The following is a 19182-nucleotide window of genomic DNA, read 5'->3' on the forward strand; positions in this document are numbered from 1 at the left end:
ACACTAAATTAACAAGAAAAACGTACCGCATTAGATACAACAAAAAATGAAATATTTGTTTCGCAAGTTATGGAAATAACCCAACTTTTTTGCCACATTACGCCCTTGCCTGATAACAAAATAGAAACAACCAACCTGGATGGACTTATGTTTAAAATAGAAAAATCGTCGTTTAGACGAAGCACACTTAGCGTTGCGGTAATGGGGCTGCTTAGCTCCGGTGCAATGGCGCAGGACACACAACAAAAGGATGACGATGACTTTGAGCAGATCATAGTAACTGCAACAAAGCGTGCAGAATCCATTGAAGACATTCCTTTTTCAATCAACGCACAAACGCAGCGAGACTTTGAACGCAGCGGTGCAGGAAACTTAGAAGACGTCGCTAGAAACGTGGCGAGCGTATCAATTCAAAACTTAGGACCAGGCCAAAGCCAAGTATCTATGCGTGGCGTTTCAGCGGGTCAAATTGTACGAGACCAACCAGGCGTTAAGGAGCAGGTCGGCGTATACCTCGATGAAAGCGTGATCTCGCTGTCTTTATTTACTCCAGATCTCGACCTTTTCGACCTTAACCGCATTGAAACCCTGCGCGGTCCGCAAGGTACGCTTTTTGGATCTGGCTCTATCGGCGGAACCCTTCGCTACATCACCAATCAGCCCGAGTTAGATACCTTTGAAGGTAAGTTTGAAGCTAATCTTAATAGTGTGACAGACGGTGGCGTGGGCGGTCACGTTAAGGGCATGGTAAATGTACCTATTTCCGACACCATTGCCATGCGCGCGGTGGTATACCGCACTGATTACGCAGGCTTTATAGATGCGTTAGGTGAAAACGGCGCGTTTAGCGAAGACGTTAACGACGGCGATAGAACTGGCGGACGCGTAGCTTTCATTATCGCACCCAACGATAAGCTCACGATTACACCACGACTTATCTTCCAAGAATTAGAAATGAACGGGTTTAACAGACAGGAAGTGTATAACGTGTTTGCTAACCCTTACACAACGACCCGCCCAGCTATTCAATTGGGTGAACGAGAACAGTACCTGCTGCTTGAAGAAGGCTTCTCTGACGATACCTTGATTGCTGACGTAACTGCTGAATATCAAGCCGACGTTGCTGATTTTACCTTTGTTTATAGCTATACCGACCGCGATATTCTTGTAAGTCGTGATGCCAGCGCGCTTTCGGGCTCAGTAAGTATCGACTTAGGTTTTCCTGATGAAGCCGTACTATTACCGTCGAACTTATTAGACAGAACGGAAGTAGAGCAAGATACCTTTGAGCTTCGCGCCGCATCCAATGGCGATGGCGCGCTAGACTGGCTAGTTGGCGCTTTCTACTCTTCTACAGAGCGTGTTTACGACCAATCACTCCCTACCCCTGGGTACGACGCATTTACCGACGCCACCTTAGGTGAAGGCACGTCGGCAGCGGTTGCCAATGGTTTTGAAGCTGATTCTCCCTACAACGCCTATTTACCGTACGACTTGAAGCAGCTTGCTGTGTTTGGTGAAGTGAACTATCAAGTGAACGATGACTTTAAAATGACCGTGGGCTCTCGTTTTTACGATTATGAAGAAGAGCGTCAGTTTATCTCTGGGGGCTTATTTGCCAACGGGGACAACCAGACCGATTCTACAGAATCAGATGGCTTTACTTCTCGCGTTATCGGCCAGTATAGCGTAAACGAAAACGTGAACTTAAATGCTCAGGTGTCTCAAGGATTTAGACTTGGCGGTGTAAATGACCCGCTAAATAGAAGCCTGTGTACCGACCAAGATGAAGCAATCTTTGGTTCGTTCCAAGACTATGACGATGAAAAGCTCACCAACTATGAGATCGGTATGAAATCATCAGGTCGTGGATGGTCAGCTAACATCTCGGCTTTCTATAACGATATTGAAGATCTTCAGGTTACATTGGATGCTGGTTCTTGCTCGTCACGTGTATCATTTAACGTGCCGGACGCCCACACCCAAGGTATTGAATTTGAGCTTACGCGTCAGTTTACTGACCAGCTCTTTTTCTCATTAACGGGTAGCATCATTGAAGCCGAGTTCGATTCAACCGTTGTTGATGGTGATGGTGCGGTACTAGGTGGCGTAGAAGACGGTAACCGCCTAGCTTCAGTACCTGAAGAGAGCTTTGCCATCGCATTTACCTACGATTTAGCGCAGCCTTTATTCTCTTCAAACAGCACCTATTTCCAAGGCTCTTACCAGTACGTGGGAGACCGTATAACCCAGCCTAGTGACCAAGTTGCAGGCGCAGGTATATTCACTTCAGGCCTTGCCTTTGGCGGTGCCACTGGCGCAGAAACAACGGAATTAGACTTGTTGTTAGACGACTACGGCACGCTTAATATGAGCTTCGGTCTTACCTACGATGACTATGAAATATTACTGTATGCAAACAACCTGTTCGACGAAAACGCCCAGCTATCCTTTGATAGAGAACGTGGTGGACGAGCTCGACTTGGATTTACGGTGAACCAGCCACGCACCATTGGTGCGACGTTCCGCTATTTCTTTCAATAACCAGTGATAAAGGTCTCTGCCTGAGGGATGTACTTTCAGGTAGAGGCTTCACTTGCCTATGAATAGCCGTCACCGACCTTAGGAAAAAGCTTTAACGAAAAGCGGCACTGTGAGTGCATTTTGAAAAGCTTTCTAAGAAAAGAGTGGAGTTGGCCGTAAGCCGGGTTCTGTCGTGGGCAACCATTCCTCTAGATCAGCAATCGCTCACTGATTCAAGCAACCTACCCGATCCCCATGCGGGCCACACGTTGAGGGATCCTATTTGGTCTTGCTCCGGGTGGAGTTTACCTTGCCACACTCTGTTACCAGAGGTGCGGTGCGCTCTTACCGCACCCTTTCACCCTTACCGGCATGTAAACATGCTTAGGCGGTCTTCTCTCTGCTGCACTTGTCGTCGGCTCACGCCGCCCAGACGTTATCTGGCACCCTGCCCTTTGGAGCCCGGACTTTCCTCCCCTTTCTTACGAAAGCGGCGATTGCCTGGCCAACTCCGCGGCGCATTCTACATGAAGTACCCTACAATAGCACCCTATTCCTGCTCGCTGTAAAAGCAGTGCTCAACGGCGCTTTTATCGAGCAGTTTGGTGATAATGAAAATTTGATCGCCCATTTCTATTTTGGTACTTCCTTTAGGTATAAGGGTTTCTTCACCACGGGCAATCATCGCCACTACCGTATTATCGGGAAGGGCTAATTCGCTAATGGTTTTATGTAGTGCCGGTGATAACTTCGATACCTCTATTTCTATAAGCTCGCGCTTGCTCTTAGCGACTTTTACAATCTCCAGCGTGCTCGATTCCTTTACTTCATCGTCCAACACTAAACCTAACTTACGCGCCGCATAGGGTAAGGTGGAACCTTGTAATAAGGCGGAAATAAGCACGATAAAGAACACCACATTAAAAATGAGCTCGGCATATGGCATGCCGAATATTAGCGGAAATATAGCGAGTATAATTGGCACCGAACCGCGTAAACCCACCCATGAGATGAGCAACGATGCTTTGAACGAGAATTTTGAAAGCAACAAAATCGGCATAACCACCAGCGGACGTGCAATAAAAATAAGCACAAACGCAATTAAAAGGCCTTCTTTCCAATTAACAAACAGCTCGGTGGGCGTTACCAACAAACCTAAGATAACGAACATAGCAATTTGCCCAAGCCAGGCCAGCCCATCCAGAAACACGAACGTATTACGCTGATAAGCAAAGCGGCTGTTACCCACGATAACACCCGTAATAAAGGTAGCGAGAAAGCCGCTGCCATTTAAGTTCGCAGCAAGGCCAAAAGACAATACACCAAACAACATCACAAATACCGGGTACAAACCGATGGCCATTAAGGTGACGCGTCTGAAAAGCCATACTGCAATACCGCCAATGGCAAGGCCCACTATCGCTCCCACTCCCATTTGACTGGCAAACAGCGAAAGTAAGTCAACTGGCTTAGTGGTGCTGTCTTGAATAAGCGTAATAAGGCCAATTGTGAGAAATATGGCCATTGGATCATTCGACGCACTTTCTAGCTCTAGTGTGGATTTTATTTTTGAAGGAATGCGTATACCAGCGTTGCGCAGAACAGAAAATACTGCTGCGGCGTCTGTCGACCCTACAATAGCACCAAGCAATAAGCCCTTATAAAGCGGTAAATCGAGAATAACCATAGCAGCGATACCGGTGACCACTGCCGTACCAATTACGCCAAAAGTGGCGAGTAACGCGGCGGGTTTCCACGCCTGCGCTATGGACTTTTTTGACGTTTGTAGACCGCCATCAAATAGGATGAGAATAAGAGCAAATGTACCAATGGCATGCGCAGCATCAGCATTATCAAAGAAGATTCGGCCGATACCATCTTCTCCAGCCAACATACCTACACCAAGGAATAAAACTAAAACAGGTACGCCAAAGCGCGGGGATAATTTACTGGCCAGTACGCCCAAAATGGCAAGCACTGCACTGAGTAAAATAATGTGATCAACTGCAAACATTATACGTTCCTTATTGCCCTTGATACTCTCACGCAAATTATTCGGGTATGCGTGAGAGCATCAAGGGTTCCTGTTAATACTGCTACCTTACCGCGTTTTTGCACCAATGTATTGAGGTACAAAAGCACGCTGAGGTATTGGGGTTAAGGAACTTGTGCCGCCTAAGGGATGTGCGACAACGAAGCCTTAATCTCTTCTGCAGTAGGCTTTAACTGCGCTTTACCTTGTTTCTCTCTTCTACTGCCCAACAAATACAACAGCGTAGAGGTGATAAACAAGGTCGATGACGTGCCAATCACGACAGCAAAAACCATAGGGACTGCAAAACTTTCTACGGCATCACCGCCAAAAATAGCCATCGGTAACAATGCCAACAGCGTGGTGACGGAAGTGAATACCGTGCGGCTTAACGTGCTGTTCACGGCCTCATTAATGGTATCTGCCAATGGCTTGTTTGGGTCTAAACGCAATAATTCACGGATGCGATCAAGCACCACCACCTTATCGTTTATAGAGTAACCAATGAGCGCCAACAGTGCTGCGACAGCCGTTAAGTTAAATTCGATGCCCGTAAGCGCGAAAAAGCCTATGGTTTTGGTTAAATCGAGTATCACGGTTAGCAGCGCTGCGCTCGCAAAATGCGCTTCAAAGCGTGCCCACAGATACACCAACATGCCGCCGCCTGCGATAAGCAATGCTAGAATGGATAGCTCGGCAAAGCCTCCGCTGACTTTGGGTCCAACCATATCAATTTTATCAAAACTTACCTCACTGTCGGCTTGCGAAACCGCACGCTTTAGTGCGTCAGTCTGCTTTGCGTTACTATTTTCAAGCTCGCCACTGCTATCTAGAACAGGTGCTCGCAATAAATAGTGATGTTCACTGCCATATTCTTGAATTGCTATCTGATCAAAGCCATTGCTTTCAATCACATTCCTTAGCTCATCGGTAGTAAGGGTTGGTGCGGTCAACTCAATCATGGTGCCACCGGTAAAGTCGACGCCATAATGTAAGCCAGGCTTAGCAAACAAGCCGATTGAAAGCACTGTTAGCACTACCGAAACAGCGAGTGCAATTTTACGCTTTGCCAGAAAATTAATACCGCTTAGCTTATCGCTTAACCGCAAAAGCGGTGATGAAAAGCGCAAAGGAACGCGCTGCTGCGCGCGATCTTGCGTATTCTTGTGCTTCGACTTAACCACTCTTAGCATTAACATTTTAGTTAGGGCTACAGCAGTAAATACCGAAGACACCAGACCAAGGGCAATTGTAATTGCAAACCCTTTAATAGGGCCGCTTCCAAACATAAACAACAAACTTACCGCTATTAGTGTGGTGAAGTTTGAATCCACAATAGTCGCGAACGCTTTATCAAAACCCACTTCTATTGCACTGGCTGCAGGACGACCTTTTTTACTTTCTTCACGAATACGTTCATTAATCAAAATGTTCGCGTCCACCGCCATGCCCATGGTTAGGATCAAACCTGCAATGCCCGGTAACGTCAGTGTTGCGCCAAACAGGGTTAATGCGCCAAACACCAGCGCCATATTGATACAAAGAGCAAAACTTGCGATAGCGCCCCACCTGCCGTAAATCGCTACCATAAATGCCAATACCAGTAACGCACCTGCCACGCCGCTTTCCACTCCGGTTTGAATTGCATCGCTGCCTAAATCTGGCCCTACCGTGCGTTCTTCTATAATGGTAAGTGGCACAGGTAGCGCACCTGTGCGAAGCATTAATGCGGTGTTGCCCGCCTCCGGCAATGTAAAGTTACCGGTTATTTCACCACGACCACCTGGGATCACGCTATTTATGACGGGGGCTGTAACCACTTTGTCGTCAAGGACGATAGCAAGCACACGGCCGATGTTGTCACGTGTCATAGTGGCAAACTGCTTGGCACCTGCACTGTCTAATCGGAACGTCACTACTGGCTGGCCATTTTCACTACTTAAGACACCTGCCGCATCAGTAATATGTTCACCTTCTAGCGCCACTTTTTGCTCTAAGCGATAGGTATTACCCGCCGCATCTTGCTTATTCATAACCTGCTCAGACTGGCTATTCGCGGCCCAGTGAAAAGTCATTTGTGCGGTAGTGCCCAATAATTTTTTAACTTGAGTGGGGTCAGACATACCCGGCATCTGAACTAAAATGGCGTCTTTACCTTGTAGCGTAACGCTAGGCTCAGTAAGCCCCGTTTCGTTCAAACGCTTTCGAACTACTTCAACACTTCGGCTTAACGTGTCTTTAACCAGTTGTTCGGTGTATAGCTCGTTAAGCGTAAGGGTAACGGTGCTTTGCTTTATCTCTACATCAAGTGCACTTGAACCATTTGGCTGAGCGGAAATTTGATATGCGGTGTCTTTTACCTTTCTCGCATCATCTGCACTACGCAATGTAAAGACGACACTTCCAGAACGACTATCTTTATGAGTGAGTGAATGAGACGTTTTTGTATAGCGCACGTTTTGACTGCGCAATTCGCTAAGTAAGTCGCTCGAAAAGCTGTTGAGTTGCTTTTCAAACAAGGCGTTGGTGTCTGCGGCTAATAGCAGATGCGAACCACCTTGCAAATCTAAGCCTAAAGATAGTGTGGAAGTGGTGTACCACGTAGGTAACTGCTGTTTAATTGATTGTGGCAATATGTTGGGCGCAGCGCTCAGTAAACCGAGCATAACGATGAGCACATACACAAAGCCACGAAATGAAAATCGTGCCATTTTAAAATCCTGAATAATTTAATTTTTTGAAGCGCCTTAATTTGCAGCTAAGCGAACGTGCTAGCGCATTAAGGCAAAAAGAGAATTAGCTCAGGGATAAAGGTGGGCCGCGAGAAGGTTGGCGGTAGTATTGGCGAGCACGGGGTACAACATTTGCCATACCCAAACACAGCACAATAGCCAGAGCAATAAACCCCAAGGTCAATTCAACAATTGCCTCAGGTCCATCGCCTTGATCGTCACTGTTTTCTAGCTTAGTGCCGGTAAACCGTAACGAATAGCTTTTGCCCGCGTAGTTAAATTGGGCAAGTGGTGACTGCTGACTTACTTCAACTTCATTATTAATTTGACCACTTTGGAAGCTTGCACTAAGGATGAGACACGAGAGTACCCATGCCATGAAAAGCGGCATGTAGGACGAAAACCCGTGGCGAAAGTTTAGTGCTCTCAAAGTAGTGAATTGTCTATATGTGAAGGAAAAGTCGCGCTATAAAACGCGCGCTGTTATATAGCGCATATATTGGGGTGAGTATACATTATTCAATATCGTGAGTAACGAGATTACCGTTGAAGCACATAATTTTTGGGTTTTACATTTCTGCCCATCGCTTCTTCTTGTAAGTTTACTCACTTGGATATAAGGTGATTTTTTGTGCTGTTTGTATATCAATTGGCAATGGAGCCATAGCATGACAATCACTGTAGGGATCACACATCATACTGAATACCACTACGATAGAAGTATCAGTATGTCACCGCACACTTTCCGCCTTCGCCCTGCTCCGCATAGTCGAACACCAATAAAAAGTTACTCTTTAAAAGTCTATCCTGAGAATCATTTTATCAATTGGCAGCAAGACCCGTTTGGTAACTACCTTGCACGCGTAGTATTTCCTGAGAAGACTAAAAAGTTCTGGTTCACCGTAGACCTTGTTGCCGAATTGACGGTTATTAACCCCTTTGACTTCTTTTTAGAGTCTTACGCTGAAACCTTTCCGTTTTCGTACGAAAAACGGCTGGCGAGAGATTTAACACCCTACCTTGAGACAGAAGATGCATCGTCTTTGTTTCAGCAGTTAATTGACAATCAGCAGCCTAAAGAGCCTGTTACTACCGTAGATTTCTTAGTGGGTGTAAACCGCGCGGTATACGACCTAATTGAATACGGTGTGCGCATGGAGCCCGGAGTCCAGAGCATCGACGAGACTCTGCAGAAAAAAGGCGGCTCGTGTCGTGACTCGGCTTGGCTATTGGTTCAGCTATTTCGGCATTTAGGACTGGCATCGCGCTTTGTTTCCGGCTATCTGGTTCAATTGGCAAGTGATGAAAAGTCTCTTGATGGCCCCAGTGGCCCGGAAAAAGACTTTACCGACCTGCACGCATGGTGTGAGGTATACGTTCCCGGTGCGGGATGGATTGGCCTCGACCCTACGTCTGGACTTTTCGCGGGTGAAGGGCACATTCCATTGGCGTGTACCCCTGAACCACTGTCGGCCGCGCCGGTCACCGGTGCCATCGATCAGTGTGAATCGACATTTAGCTTCTACAACAACGTACAACGTTTGCACGAACCGCCCCGTGTAACCAAGCCTTACAGCGATGCTCAGTGGGCCGCTATCGATAGGCTTGGAGGTCAAATAGACAAGGACTTAGTTAATGCAGGAATAACCCTCACCATGGGCGGCGAACCCACGTTTATTTCCATTGATGATATGGAAAGCGAACAGTGGAACACCGCCGCTGACGGGAAAGAGAAACGCGTTTTAGCACACATGCTTTTCATGAAAATGGTGGAAAGCTTCAGTAATAGTGGCTTTCGCCATTATGGACAGGGTAAGTGGTATCCCGGCGAGCCATTACCTCGCTGGCAATATGCCTGTTACTGGCGTAAAGACGGAACGCCTATCTGGCATAATCAAGCACTACTTGCTGACAACAACGCCACTTACTCTTTCTCACAAAACGAAGCGCAAACATTTGCTACTCAACTAGCCACGGCGTTGGGTTTAAGTGAAAAGGTTGTCGTCACCGCTTATGAAGACGTGCTGTATCATTTATGGCAAGAGGGTAACCTGCCGCAAGACCCGTCACCCGACGCCCCAGAACTGCTTCACGCAATGACCCGCAAAGGCTTTTTAGCCAAGTTGGAACAGGGTTTAGATAACCCCGTAGGCTTTATTATTCCCCTCGCCTACGACACGGTTTTTGACGGATGGCAAAGTAGCGTATGGTCGTTTAAACGAGGGCACTGCTTCTTATTACCGGGCGACTCTCCATTAGGTTATCGGCTGCCGTTGAGTAGCTTAGGTAGTCCGGATACGCTAGCTGAACGGGATCCGGCAGACATGACCGGTGCGCTCTCATCCCCAACGTCTCACAAAGGGTATATTAGTGAAAAGTCAGTATTAACCGCCCTTTGTTTAGAAGTGCGCGACGGAATGTTATGCGTATTCATGCCGCCTGTAAGCCACTTTGAACATTATGCGCTGCTGCTGAACGCTATTGAGTCCATCGCTGATAAACTTAGTATTCCCGTGATATTAGAGGGCTATACCCCGCCCTACGACAGTCGCGTTGAAAAGTTTGCGGTTACTCCCGACCCAGGTGTTATCGAAGTTAACGTTCACCCTGCATCCGATTGGCATACTCTGGTAAAAAACACCCATGCCCTTTATGCCATGGCAAAGTCATGTCGACTCGGTACAGAAAAATTCATGCTTGATGGACGGCACGCGGGCACAGGAGGTGGAAATCACGTGACAATGGGTGGGCCGACACCGTTAGAGAGCCCGTTTTTAAAGCGTCCAGACATTCTGCGAAGCTTTATTACCTATTGGCAGCATCACCCTGGGCTTTCCTATTTGTTTTCGAGCCTTTTCATCGGCCCGACTAGCCAAGCGCCTCGCGTCGATGAAGCTCGGGATGAAAGGCTTTACGAATTAGAAATTGCATTCTCTCAAATTCCCGATGGCGAAGTTCCATCACCTTGGTTAGTTGACCGCCTCCTTCGGCACTTGCTGACTGACCTGACAGGGAATACCCATCGTGCAGAGTTTTGTATCGATAAACTATTCAACCCCGACTCACCCACCGGGCGATTGGGCATTGTAGAGTTTCGCGGTTTTGAAATGCCTCCTCACGCCAGAATGAGTTTGATGCAAATGCTTCTTCTGCGCACGCTGCTAGCGTGGTTTTGGAAACAACCATACAAGAAGAAACTGGTGCGATGGGGCACAGAGCTTCACGACCGCTTTATGCTGCCCCACTATGTACGGCAAGATATCGCTGAAGTATGTAGCGACCTAAACGCAGCGGGTTTCCCCATTAAGCTTGAATGGTTCGATCCGTTTTTTGAGTTTCGATTCCCTCGCTGCGGTAGCCGTGAAGTCGGTCAAATTAAGCTAGACCTCTTTAGCGCTATTGAGCCATGGCATGTATTGGGTGAAGAAGCGACAGGCAGCGGAACTGCGCGTTATGTTGACAGCTCACTGGAACGCGTCCAGCTCACTGTTTCAAACATGCATACAGACCGTTACATAGTGTCGTGTAACGGCCGCAGATTACCGTTAAAACCCACCAATATTCGCGGAGAACATGTAGCCGGAATTCGCTTTAGAGCGTGGCACCCTGCATCAGCGCTTCACCCGACCATTGGCGTACATGCGCCGTTGGTCTTTGATGTTTACGACAGCTGGGCGGGTCGCTCTTTAGGCGGATTTACCTATCATGTTAGTCACCCAGGCGGGCGCAACTTCTCTACTATGCCTGTGAACGCTTTTGAGGCAGAAGGAAGGCGTATTGCCAGATTCTGGGATCACGGTCATACCCCGTCGGTGGCATCGCCTTCCATGCCTGAGTGGTCGCCTCACTTTGCTACACAGTATGTGGTTGACCATGAAGGTCGCAGTGATTTTGATTTACCTTTAGAGGAAGCCGAGAATGAAGAATATCCAAATACGCTGGATTTGCGCCGGCCTCCTACACTATAGTTTAAGTGACAATCGATTTTATGAGTGAAGATTTCACCATGCCAGAATGGCTTAGCAGCTATATCAATTCGAGCACTGCTGCGGATGAGAGCAAACGTCTGCTCAATACGTTATTTTCTCGTTTGTCAGGCCTTAACAGTGACGAGCTGTCCTTTAGAGCAAATGAAATTCGCCGACTAATGCGAAACAGTGGCTTTGCGGATATCGATGAACGCCAGAATTGGCAGCTAGATCCCTTGCCTATGCTCATTTCAAGCCAAGACTGGGAAATGCTCAGCCGCGGCATTGAACAGCGAGTCTTACTGCTCAATAAAGTGCTATTAGACCTTAACACAGACAGGCAAACGCTAACCAACGGCGTTTTCTCTACAGACCACTTGATGCGTCATCCTTACTATCTTGCCGAGAGCCACACGCTTTCCTCGTTAAACAACGGTGTATTTCTAAGCGCGTTTGACATAGCCCAAGATGTAAACGGCGAGTATTTCATGCTGAACGATCACTGCCAGTTCCCTCGCGGTCTTGGACTGCTGCTGGAAAACAGGATTGTGGCAAGAAGGGTAATGAGTGAGGAGTTTGCTGAATGTGGTGTGCAGCGAATAGCAGGCTTTTTTGAGCAACTTCAACATGCTATTGACCAAGAAACCGCTGCGATTAATGACCCGCGCATTGTTATTTTGTGCAGAGGTCCAGACGATCAGTATTATTCTGAGCAAGCCTATCTTGCCACTTACATGGGGTACACCCTGGTAAGAAGCGCTGATTTAACGGTGAGGAAAGGACAAGTCTGGCTTAAAGCTTTAGACGGATTACGAAAAGTTGATGTCATTTTGCGCTGGATTGAGGACAGATTCTTAGATTCACTGGAGCAAGTTGACTACTCAGCGTTCGGGATTCCCGGGCTTATTCATGCAGTCCGAACTCAGAACGTGGTATTGCTCAACCCCTTGGGCAATGGCGCTATTCAAATTCCTGCCATCAAAAACAATTTGCATAGGGCCGCTGAGTTTTTTAATGGTGAATCTTTACTGCTTCGCCAACAAGAAACCTTTCCCGCAGAAAACCTTACGCAAAGCGATCGGTCGGGATATGAGTTATTAAGCTATGTTGACCCTGAATTAAAATACGACGGTGAAAAAGACGCTGACGCTATTGCAAATACACTACAAACGGTAGCGTTAACCGACCTATTCTGGCGAAAAAAGGTGAATCTTTCGCATACGCCATTTTGGCACGATAAAGGGCTGGTAAGTAAGCCAGTCATTATGCGTTGCTATGCGTTGTACTCACAAGGGCAGGTTTTTATTCTCCCCTCAGCCATGTGTTTTACGCCCAAGGCAGCGCGCACCGATGGCAAAACAGAAATAAAGGACACGTGGGTTGAAACCATAGGTCCGCCACAAGAGCGTGCGCCTTCTATTCCCAAATCACTGCAATCAGATGCAGACTTAGCGCTAGTCGAGGGGCTACTGCCTAGCAGAACGGCGGAAAACCTATTTTGGTTGGGCTGTGCGGTAGAGCGAAGTGAAAACGTGATTCGGTTGGTCAGGGTATTTATAGACAAATTCACTGAGCTTGCCATTTACCCCGATGAGGCGCACAGAAATGCCCTGTTACGATTTAAATCTGGGTTAGAACAGCAGGCATTAATTTACCCATACCTTACGCCAGACGCAGCGAAAATAACCGTGAACGAAGGAGGATTCAAAGAATTAGTGATATCGCTAATTAACGATAATTCCTTCGCCGGCGGCCTTTACAGTAGCATTAATATGGTGGTGCAAAGCGCGCTGCAAGTGAGAGAGCTACTTTCTTATGACAGCTTGCGCATTATCGAAAGCCTAGAAGAGGAACATCACGAATTCAGTACCATTACCGAGCAGACGCCGACGCACAGATTACAAAGTACACTCGATAAATTAATTGGGCTTACCATGGCGTTTAACGGCTCTATTCAAGACAGCCTGTCTAAAAGTAATGGCGCCTTTATGATAGAAATTGGACGACGGTTAGAGCGCAGTAAACAGCTTGTGTCTATGGTGCAAAACCTGCTGCAATTTCCGCTTCCCGAAGCTGAGCAACAAAACGTGCTGGAAATCGTGTTGGTGGCGCAAGTGAGCGCTATTACCCACAGACGCCGATACCGAGCGTTTCAAAGTATTGAAACGGGATTAGAGCTATTGCTTTTAGATGCCGAGTACCCGCGCTCATTAGCCCATCAAATCCAAAAAATTACCGAGCTTTGCGAAAGCTTGCCGGTAAGCGCCAAGCCCGGCTTTTTAAGTACCACTGAGAAAATTCTGTTGCAGTTAAAAGCAAGCTTCGCGCTGGCTGACAGACAGACCTTAAATATCAACACTAATCAAGCACCTTCGGGCTTGGTGTCTTTACTAAAAAGCGTGACATCACAACTGCAGAAATTTAGCGAAATGATGCAAACTCAATACTTCAGCCACACTAAGCCTGCGTCACAACTGCACTGGTCTGGCATTGGCACCGCGTCTGTACAGATCGTCGAAAAACCAATAGATGAGGAAGCGACAGCTCCGTTAGCCAGTGCGCCTGATGCCAGTAGTCCGAATGAAAGTGAGGTGAAAAAATGAAGTACACCATTCGTCACGTCACTACCTACAAGTATTCCGACAAAGTGAGCCTGACACAAAACCATGCCCGCCTTATACCGCTAAACACCTTCAATCAAAAAAGGATTAGCGCCAGTGTCACCATTGTGCCTGAACCTGACTATCAGGCAGAGTTTAAAGACTACTTCGACAACACGGTAACGGTGTTTGAAATACCCACTTTGCATGAAGAAATGCAGGTCATCGCAACCAGTGAAGTTGAAATTCAAGGAGCACCATTACAAGGTCTGTTTGCGCACAATACGCAATGGGAAAGCGTGAGAGATCAAATCCGCTACCCAGTAGATCAGAGCATGTTGGCAGCACAGTTTTTCAGTATTCCTACTCGCTTAACGCAGGCCAATAAAGCGATTTTAGACTATACCTTGATGTCGTTTACGCCTGGCCGCTCTATCGTGGAGTCGTGCGACGACTTAATGAACCGCATTTTTAACGATTTTACCTTTGACCCATCCTTTTCGACGATTAACACCCCAGTAAGCCACGTGTTTGAGCACAAGCGGGGCGTATGTCAGGACTATGCGCACCTAACGCTTACTTGCTTACGCAGTATTGGTTTGGCGGCGCGCTATGTAAGTGGATATATCGAAACGATTCCACCACCGGGTCAGGAAAAGCTTACTGGTGCAGACGCCACCCACGCTTGGGTTGCGCTTTTTGTACCGGGCTCTGGTTGGATTGATTACGACCCGACCAACAATTTGAAACCCTACGACCAGCACGTTACGTTAGCTGTCGGACGAGATTTTGCAGATATCACACCGCTTAAAGGCATTATGTTTGGTGGTGGAAATCAGGTTTTAGACGTTTCAGTGGATATGAATCGCGGACAATAAGGAGCGTAGTTTGAGTAGCCAAAAACAAAGTCAGACGTTGTCGAAAGCTGTGAGTCTGGAACACTGCAATTTTTCCGAGTTTTACGATGAACTAATAGATAAAAATGGAAAACCCCGCCCTCACGGTGCGCCGTTAATGGATTATTTGTCGCAATTAAGTGAAGAAGAACTCAAAAACGCGCAAGACGCCGCCGAGTTGGTGGTGAAAGAAATGGGTATTACCTTCACGGTTTATGGTGAAGGCAGTTCAATTGACCGAGCGTGGCCCATCGATATCATTCCTCGTATTATCCCAAATAAAGAATGGCAACGCGTAGAAGAAGGACTTAAACAGCGCGTAAAAGCCCTTAATATGTTCATCGACGATCTGTATCACGATCAGAAGATTATTAAAGATGGCGTTTTTCCTAAAGCGCTTCTCGATAAGTCCGTGAACTTTAGAAAGCAGTGCGTAGGTGTTTCTCCCCCAAACGGTATCTGGGCACATATCTGTGGCTCTGATTTAGTGCGAGATAGCGACGGCACGATTTACGTACTGGAAGACAACCTGCGCGTACCTTCTGGCGTGTCTTACATGTTAGAAAACCGCTCGGTGCTGAAGCGTGTCTTTCCAGACATGTTCGAGAAAATGGATATTCTTCCCGTAAACGACTATCCCTCACAGCTGTTCGACATGTTGTCGAGTCTATCACCGCGTCCTCAGGATAAGCCTGAAGTTGTGGTACTTACACCCGGTATCTACAACTCTGCCTACTTTGAACACTGCTATCTTGCTCAGGAAATGGGGTGTGAGCTAGTAGAAGGTCGAGATCTAACCGTAGAAAAAGACGACTGCGTATATATGAAGACGATTAAAGGCCTACGCAGAGTGGACGTTATCTACCGCCGTATTGACGATATGTTTTTAGACCCAGAAGCGTTTAACCCTGATTCGATGCTGGGCGTTCCCGGGCTAATGCGAGCGTGGAGTAAAGGCAAGGTAACGCTGATCAACGCGCCGGGGGCTGGCGTGGCAGACGATAAAGTGGTGTACACCTATGTGCCTGACATGATTCGCTATTATTTGGATGAAGAGATTAAGCTGCCTAACGTAGAAACCTACCGTTGTTACGAGCCAGAAGACTTCAAATACGTTGAAGCCAATATCGACAAACTTGTAATAAAGCCTGCCAATGAATCGGGAGGCTATGGCTTGCTAATTGGTCCAAAATCAACCAAAAAGCAGCAGCAAGAAACCCTTGCTCAAATTAAGGCTGACCCCAGAAACTGGATAGCACAGCCTACCTTGAATTTGTCTACCGTCCCTACTATTGACGGTTCTACAATTGAAGGGCGACATGTGGATCTTCGCCCTTTCATCCTTTCATCAGGTACTCACACCTATGTTACAACGGGAGGCCTCACTAGGGTTGCCCTTGTTAAAGGTTCCCTCGTGGTCAATTCATCACAAGGCGGTGGTAGTAAAGATACTTGGATTGTGGATTAGGAGGGACTGACATGTTATCACGAGTTGCTGAAACGCTTTATTGGACGGCGCGCTACGTTGAAAGGGCTGAAAATCTCGCCCGCCTGATTAATGTTAACAACCTCCTGCTGATGGACTTACCCAAAGGGTTTTCGCCAGGCTGGGAGCCATTGCTAGACATAACAGGAAATCGCGAACCATTTGAGGCCATTTATAATGAATACAGCGAGAAGAATGTCGTTAAGTTCCTTACGGTAGACACACGCAATCCGTCTTCCATATTGAATTCCCTTCAATACGCAAGAGATAATGCGCGCACAATCAGAGACGTTATTCCAAGAGAAGTGTGGGAAACGCTGAACGCACTTCACTTATCGGTAAAAGAGAACAGTACAAGCTTTCTAAGTAAACGCGGGCGCTTTGCAAGTTTAAAACAGGTAATCAATCAGTGTTTACTGATGTTTGGAACCATGGATGCCAGCATGAGCCACGACGAAGGCTATTTCTTCTGGCGCTTTGGTGCGGCATTGGAACGGGCTGATATGACATCAAGGATAATTGACGTTCGCTCATCGACCCTTACCGAAGACATGAGTGACCTGCCATTCGAAAACATCTTATGGATGAGCGTACTTAGAAGCCTGAGCGGCTACCAAATGTATCGCCAGAAAATGGGCGTTCGCATACGTCCGGGCGATGTGTTGTTATTTATGCTACATAGCAAGGAGTTTCCGCGAAGTGTGTTGTTCTGCTTGAACAAACTAAAGAGTTTGTTCCTCAACTTGCCCGACAATGAAGCGATGATAGAGCGAATTGACCACAGTATTAGTGATTTAGAAAAACAGCCTGTTGCGACACTTCGAGGACGAGCGCTGCACAACTATATCGACGAGCTTCAAATTGATTTTGCCGACATTCATCAACAACTCGCAGAGCAATACTTCTTACATTAGTGCGCGTTTTTTCGCGTCTGTCGGTGCGCAAAGTAAAAGAAGTTATAAGTGAACACAGGAAATGGAAGCCAGAACACAAAAGTAAGAAAACAAAACAAAGCCCGCGCTAAGCGGGCTTTGTTATATTCATAGCAAGCTTGTGTTGTCAGGTATTACACAACCGCGATCACATCTTCTTTTGCAAGGCGCGCTTTCGGTAAACCATGGTTCCAATCTTGCTCTGTATCTGGGTAGCCCATGGCAAGTGCCACTTCGCAAACGTGGCCGTCTAGCTCATCTTTAAACTGTTCGCCAAGCAATTCGGCGTCAACACCTTCCATCGGCGTAGACGCTATGCCTAAACGCGCCAGAGTGTGAAGAACATTGCCTAATGCTAGATAAACTTGCGCTTTGGTCCAAGCCGCGTTGTTACCGTTTTCATCGGTGTTCGCTTCCGCAAATGCGTAAGCGCCCATGAAGTTTTCACGCATATCTTCGGGCAAATGACCAGACGCTACTTCTGCATCGACACGCTTTACAAATTTCTCTTTCGTAAATTTAGGATCATAGGCAAACAGAATGGTATGCGATGCTTCTTTAGCGTGATGCTGATTGAACTGATGCTTATTGGCAAAGCTATCGTGTAAACGCTGCTTGGCTTCATCACTTTCAACAACCACAAATTTCCATGGCTGAGAGTTGATTGAAGACGCAGATAGTCTCAACGCCTCAAGAATTGTCGCCAGATCATCAGCTGAAATGCGTTTACTCGCATCGTACTGTTTAACCGTGTAACGCTTATTTAAATCTTCAATAATTGGATGAGACACAATTAACTCCTCAATACGTCTGCTATTTGTTGTTCACGCATGAATGCTGCGAACAGAAAATTAAAGTACTCAATGAATATGGCGTGTATGGTATAGATTCGGCTTTTCAATGATAAGCCCTATAAAAAACGAATCAGTTTCAAATATTTTTTGATAATAAAAATTCGATAATAGATAGTATCGCCAGCAGCGTGCATTTCACAATTCATGGGTTAAGCGCTATGCTGATAAATAGAATTACAAAAAACCATTTAAAAACATTAGGTTTACCTTATGATTAGGCATTTGCTTCTCCCTCTTTTTCTCGCATCGTCTCCCGTACTCGCAGACAGTGGATCTCGCTTAATTGCATCTGGTGGTATTACAGGTTTCGAGGGCACAGCGGGTGGCGGCATTACGCCTTGGGCATTTATTGGCGGATACGCGAGTAAAGAAGAGGTCAGTTATTCGGCAAATATTCAGTACTTAAGCCTAAGCGATTATTCCCTTACAACAGCAGGGGCAAGCGTTAGTTTGTTTGACCGTATAGAGCTTAGCGTGCAGCGACAGCGCCTCGATATTGCTTCAGGGTTAACAAGCAACGTTTTCGCGTTACTCACAGAAGGTGCTATTACAAACGCCAACAGCACCACCATTGAGCAAGATATAATCGGTGCAAAAGTTAAGGTTCTTGGCGATGGCGTCTTTACTCAAAACTCATGGATACCCCAAGTATCCATCGGCGCACAATACAAGAAAAACAGAGACTACGACAGCTCTCTTTCGCTACCCGACGGTACGACCCCCTTGCCCAGCGTAGGCGTACCAATGCTGCTAGGTGCGAAAGACGACAGTGGTACCGACGTTTACCTTTCAGCCACGAAACTGTGGTTAGGCACTCCATCAGGTTATAATTTACTCACCAATCTTACCGCGCGATATACAAAGGCGAATGTGTTTGGCTTACTTGGATTTGGTTCTGAAAACAACGATAGCGCTAAGCTCGAATGGGAGGGCTCTTTAGCAGTATTAATTAGCCCTACCACAGCAATTGGCACAGAGTTTAGAACGCAAACCAATCGATTAGGAGGCTTAGCTGAAGAAGACACCGTTGTTGATGCCTTTATTGCCTACTTCCCAAATAAATCTATTTCGATTACCGCTGCCTATGTGGATTTGGGCAATTTACCTTTGCAAGAAAGTTCTTCAGGATTTTATCTAACGGTAAACAGCACTTTTTGAT

Annotated in this window: 11 protein-coding genes and 1 other RNA gene; 7 read left to right on the forward strand and 5 right to left on the reverse strand. The window is 46.8% G+C overall.

Features of this window, described 5'->3' with window-relative positions; translation table 11 throughout:
* Positions 1-147 precede the first annotated feature (147 nt).
* Complete coding sequence (locus AC0J2X_RS04410; RefSeq protein ID WP_170826494.1) at positions 148-2544, forward strand: TonB-dependent receptor; 2397 nt, start codon at positions 148-150, stop codon at positions 2542-2544.
* A 141-nt stretch (positions 2545-2685) separates the two neighbouring features.
* Here the strand turns inward: AC0J2X_RS04410 and rnpB are convergent.
* The 4 genes from rnpB to AC0J2X_RS04430 form a co-directional block, all read right to left on the reverse strand.
* An RNA gene (gene rnpB, locus AC0J2X_RS04415) (RNase P RNA component class A) lies at positions 2686-3036 on the reverse strand.
* Positions 3037-3073: 37 nt separating this feature from the next.
* Complete coding sequence (locus AC0J2X_RS04420; protein ID WP_049586178.1) at positions 3074-4537, reverse strand: potassium/proton antiporter; 1464 nt, start codon at positions 4535-4537, stop codon at positions 3074-3076.
* A 161-nt stretch (positions 4538-4698) separates the two neighbouring features.
* Positions 4699-7266: a protein translocase subunit SecD gene (secD, locus tag AC0J2X_RS04425; protein ID WP_069943787.1), complete on the reverse strand. Its 2568-nt coding sequence runs from the start codon at positions 7264-7266 to the stop codon at positions 4699-4701.
* Between the two features lie 85 nt (positions 7267-7351).
* Positions 7352-7666 carry a hypothetical protein gene (locus AC0J2X_RS04430; RefSeq protein WP_239260533.1) on the reverse strand — a complete coding sequence of 105 codons (315 nt, stop codon included), beginning with the start codon at positions 7664-7666 and terminating at the stop codon, positions 7352-7354.
* A 289-nt stretch (positions 7667-7955) separates the two neighbouring features.
* On the opposite strand from AC0J2X_RS04430, the gene AC0J2X_RS04435 reads away from it, so the two are divergent.
* The 5 genes from AC0J2X_RS04435 to AC0J2X_RS04455 are packed head-to-tail and all read left to right on the forward strand — an operon-like array spanning position 7956 to position 17151.
* On the forward strand, positions 7956-11255 hold the full coding sequence (locus AC0J2X_RS04435; RefSeq protein WP_472995819.1) for a transglutaminase family protein: 3300 nt from the start codon (positions 7956-7958) through the stop codon (positions 11253-11255).
* 20 nt (positions 11256-11275) lie between these two features.
* Positions 11276-13858 carry a circularly permuted type 2 ATP-grasp protein gene (locus AC0J2X_RS04440; RefSeq protein WP_342325963.1) on the forward strand — a complete coding sequence of 861 codons (2583 nt, stop codon included), beginning with the start codon at positions 11276-11278 and terminating at the stop codon, positions 13856-13858.
* Positions 13855-14733: a transglutaminase family protein gene (locus tag AC0J2X_RS04445; RefSeq protein ID WP_014948368.1), complete on the forward strand. Its 879-nt coding sequence runs from the start codon at positions 13855-13857 to the stop codon at positions 14731-14733. Before AC0J2X_RS04440 ends, AC0J2X_RS04445 begins: the two co-directional genes overlap by 4 nt.
* Positions 14734-14743: 10 nt before the next feature.
* Positions 14744-16219, forward strand: coding sequence for a circularly permuted type 2 ATP-grasp protein (locus AC0J2X_RS04450; RefSeq protein WP_014948367.1), 1476 nt, complete (start codon positions 14744-14746; stop codon positions 16217-16219).
* Positions 16220-16230: 11 nt separating this feature from the next.
* Positions 16231-17151 carry an alpha-E domain-containing protein gene (locus AC0J2X_RS04455; protein ID WP_014948366.1) on the forward strand — a complete coding sequence of 307 codons (921 nt, stop codon included), beginning with the start codon at positions 16231-16233 and terminating at the stop codon, positions 17149-17151.
* 152 nt (positions 17152-17303) lie between these two features.
* On the opposite strand, the gene AC0J2X_RS04460 is transcribed toward AC0J2X_RS04455, so the two are convergent.
* Positions 17304-17960 carry a nitroreductase family protein gene (locus tag AC0J2X_RS04460; protein WP_014975732.1) on the reverse strand — a complete coding sequence of 219 codons (657 nt, stop codon included), beginning with the start codon at positions 17958-17960 and terminating at the stop codon, positions 17304-17306.
* A 273-nt stretch (positions 17961-18233) separates the two neighbouring features.
* Between AC0J2X_RS04460 and AC0J2X_RS04465 the strand changes: the two genes are divergently transcribed.
* Positions 18234-19181: a DUF3034 family protein gene (locus AC0J2X_RS04465; RefSeq protein ID WP_281715972.1), complete on the forward strand. Its 948-nt coding sequence runs from the start codon at positions 18234-18236 to the stop codon at positions 19179-19181.
* The last annotated feature ends 1 nt before the right edge of the window (position 19182 follow it).

This window comes from Alteromonas sp. R7 (assembly GCF_055755235.1).

Excerpts from the sequence above, each read along its gene's own strand:
- AC0J2X_RS04410 (WP_170826494.1), top strand. The coding sequence starts at position 148 with ATGTTTAAAATAGAAAAATCGTCGTTTAGACGAAGCACACTTAGCGTT.
- AC0J2X_RS04420 (WP_049586178.1), bottom strand. The coding sequence starts at position 4,537 with ATGTTTGCAGTTGATCACATTATTTTACTCAGTGCAGTGCTTGCCATT.
- secD (WP_069943787.1), bottom strand. The coding sequence starts at position 7,266 with ATGGCACGATTTTCATTTCGTGGCTTTGTGTATGTGCTCATCGTTATG.
- AC0J2X_RS04430 (WP_239260533.1), bottom strand. The coding sequence starts at position 7,666 with ATGGCATGGGTACTCTCGTGTCTCATCCTTAGTGCAAGCTTCCAAAGT.
- AC0J2X_RS04435 (WP_472995819.1), top strand. The coding sequence starts at position 7,956 with ATGACAATCACTGTAGGGATCACACATCATACTGAATACCACTACGAT.
- AC0J2X_RS04440 (WP_342325963.1), top strand. The coding sequence starts at position 11,276 with ATGAGTGAAGATTTCACCATGCCAGAATGGCTTAGCAGCTATATCAAT.
- AC0J2X_RS04445 (WP_014948368.1), top strand. The coding sequence starts at position 13,855 with ATGAAGTACACCATTCGTCACGTCACTACCTACAAGTATTCCGACAAA.
- AC0J2X_RS04455 (WP_014948366.1), top strand. The coding sequence starts at position 16,231 with ATGTTATCACGAGTTGCTGAAACGCTTTATTGGACGGCGCGCTACGTT.
- AC0J2X_RS04465 (WP_281715972.1), top strand. The coding sequence starts at position 18,234 with ATGATTAGGCATTTGCTTCTCCCTCTTTTTCTCGCATCGTCTCCCGTA.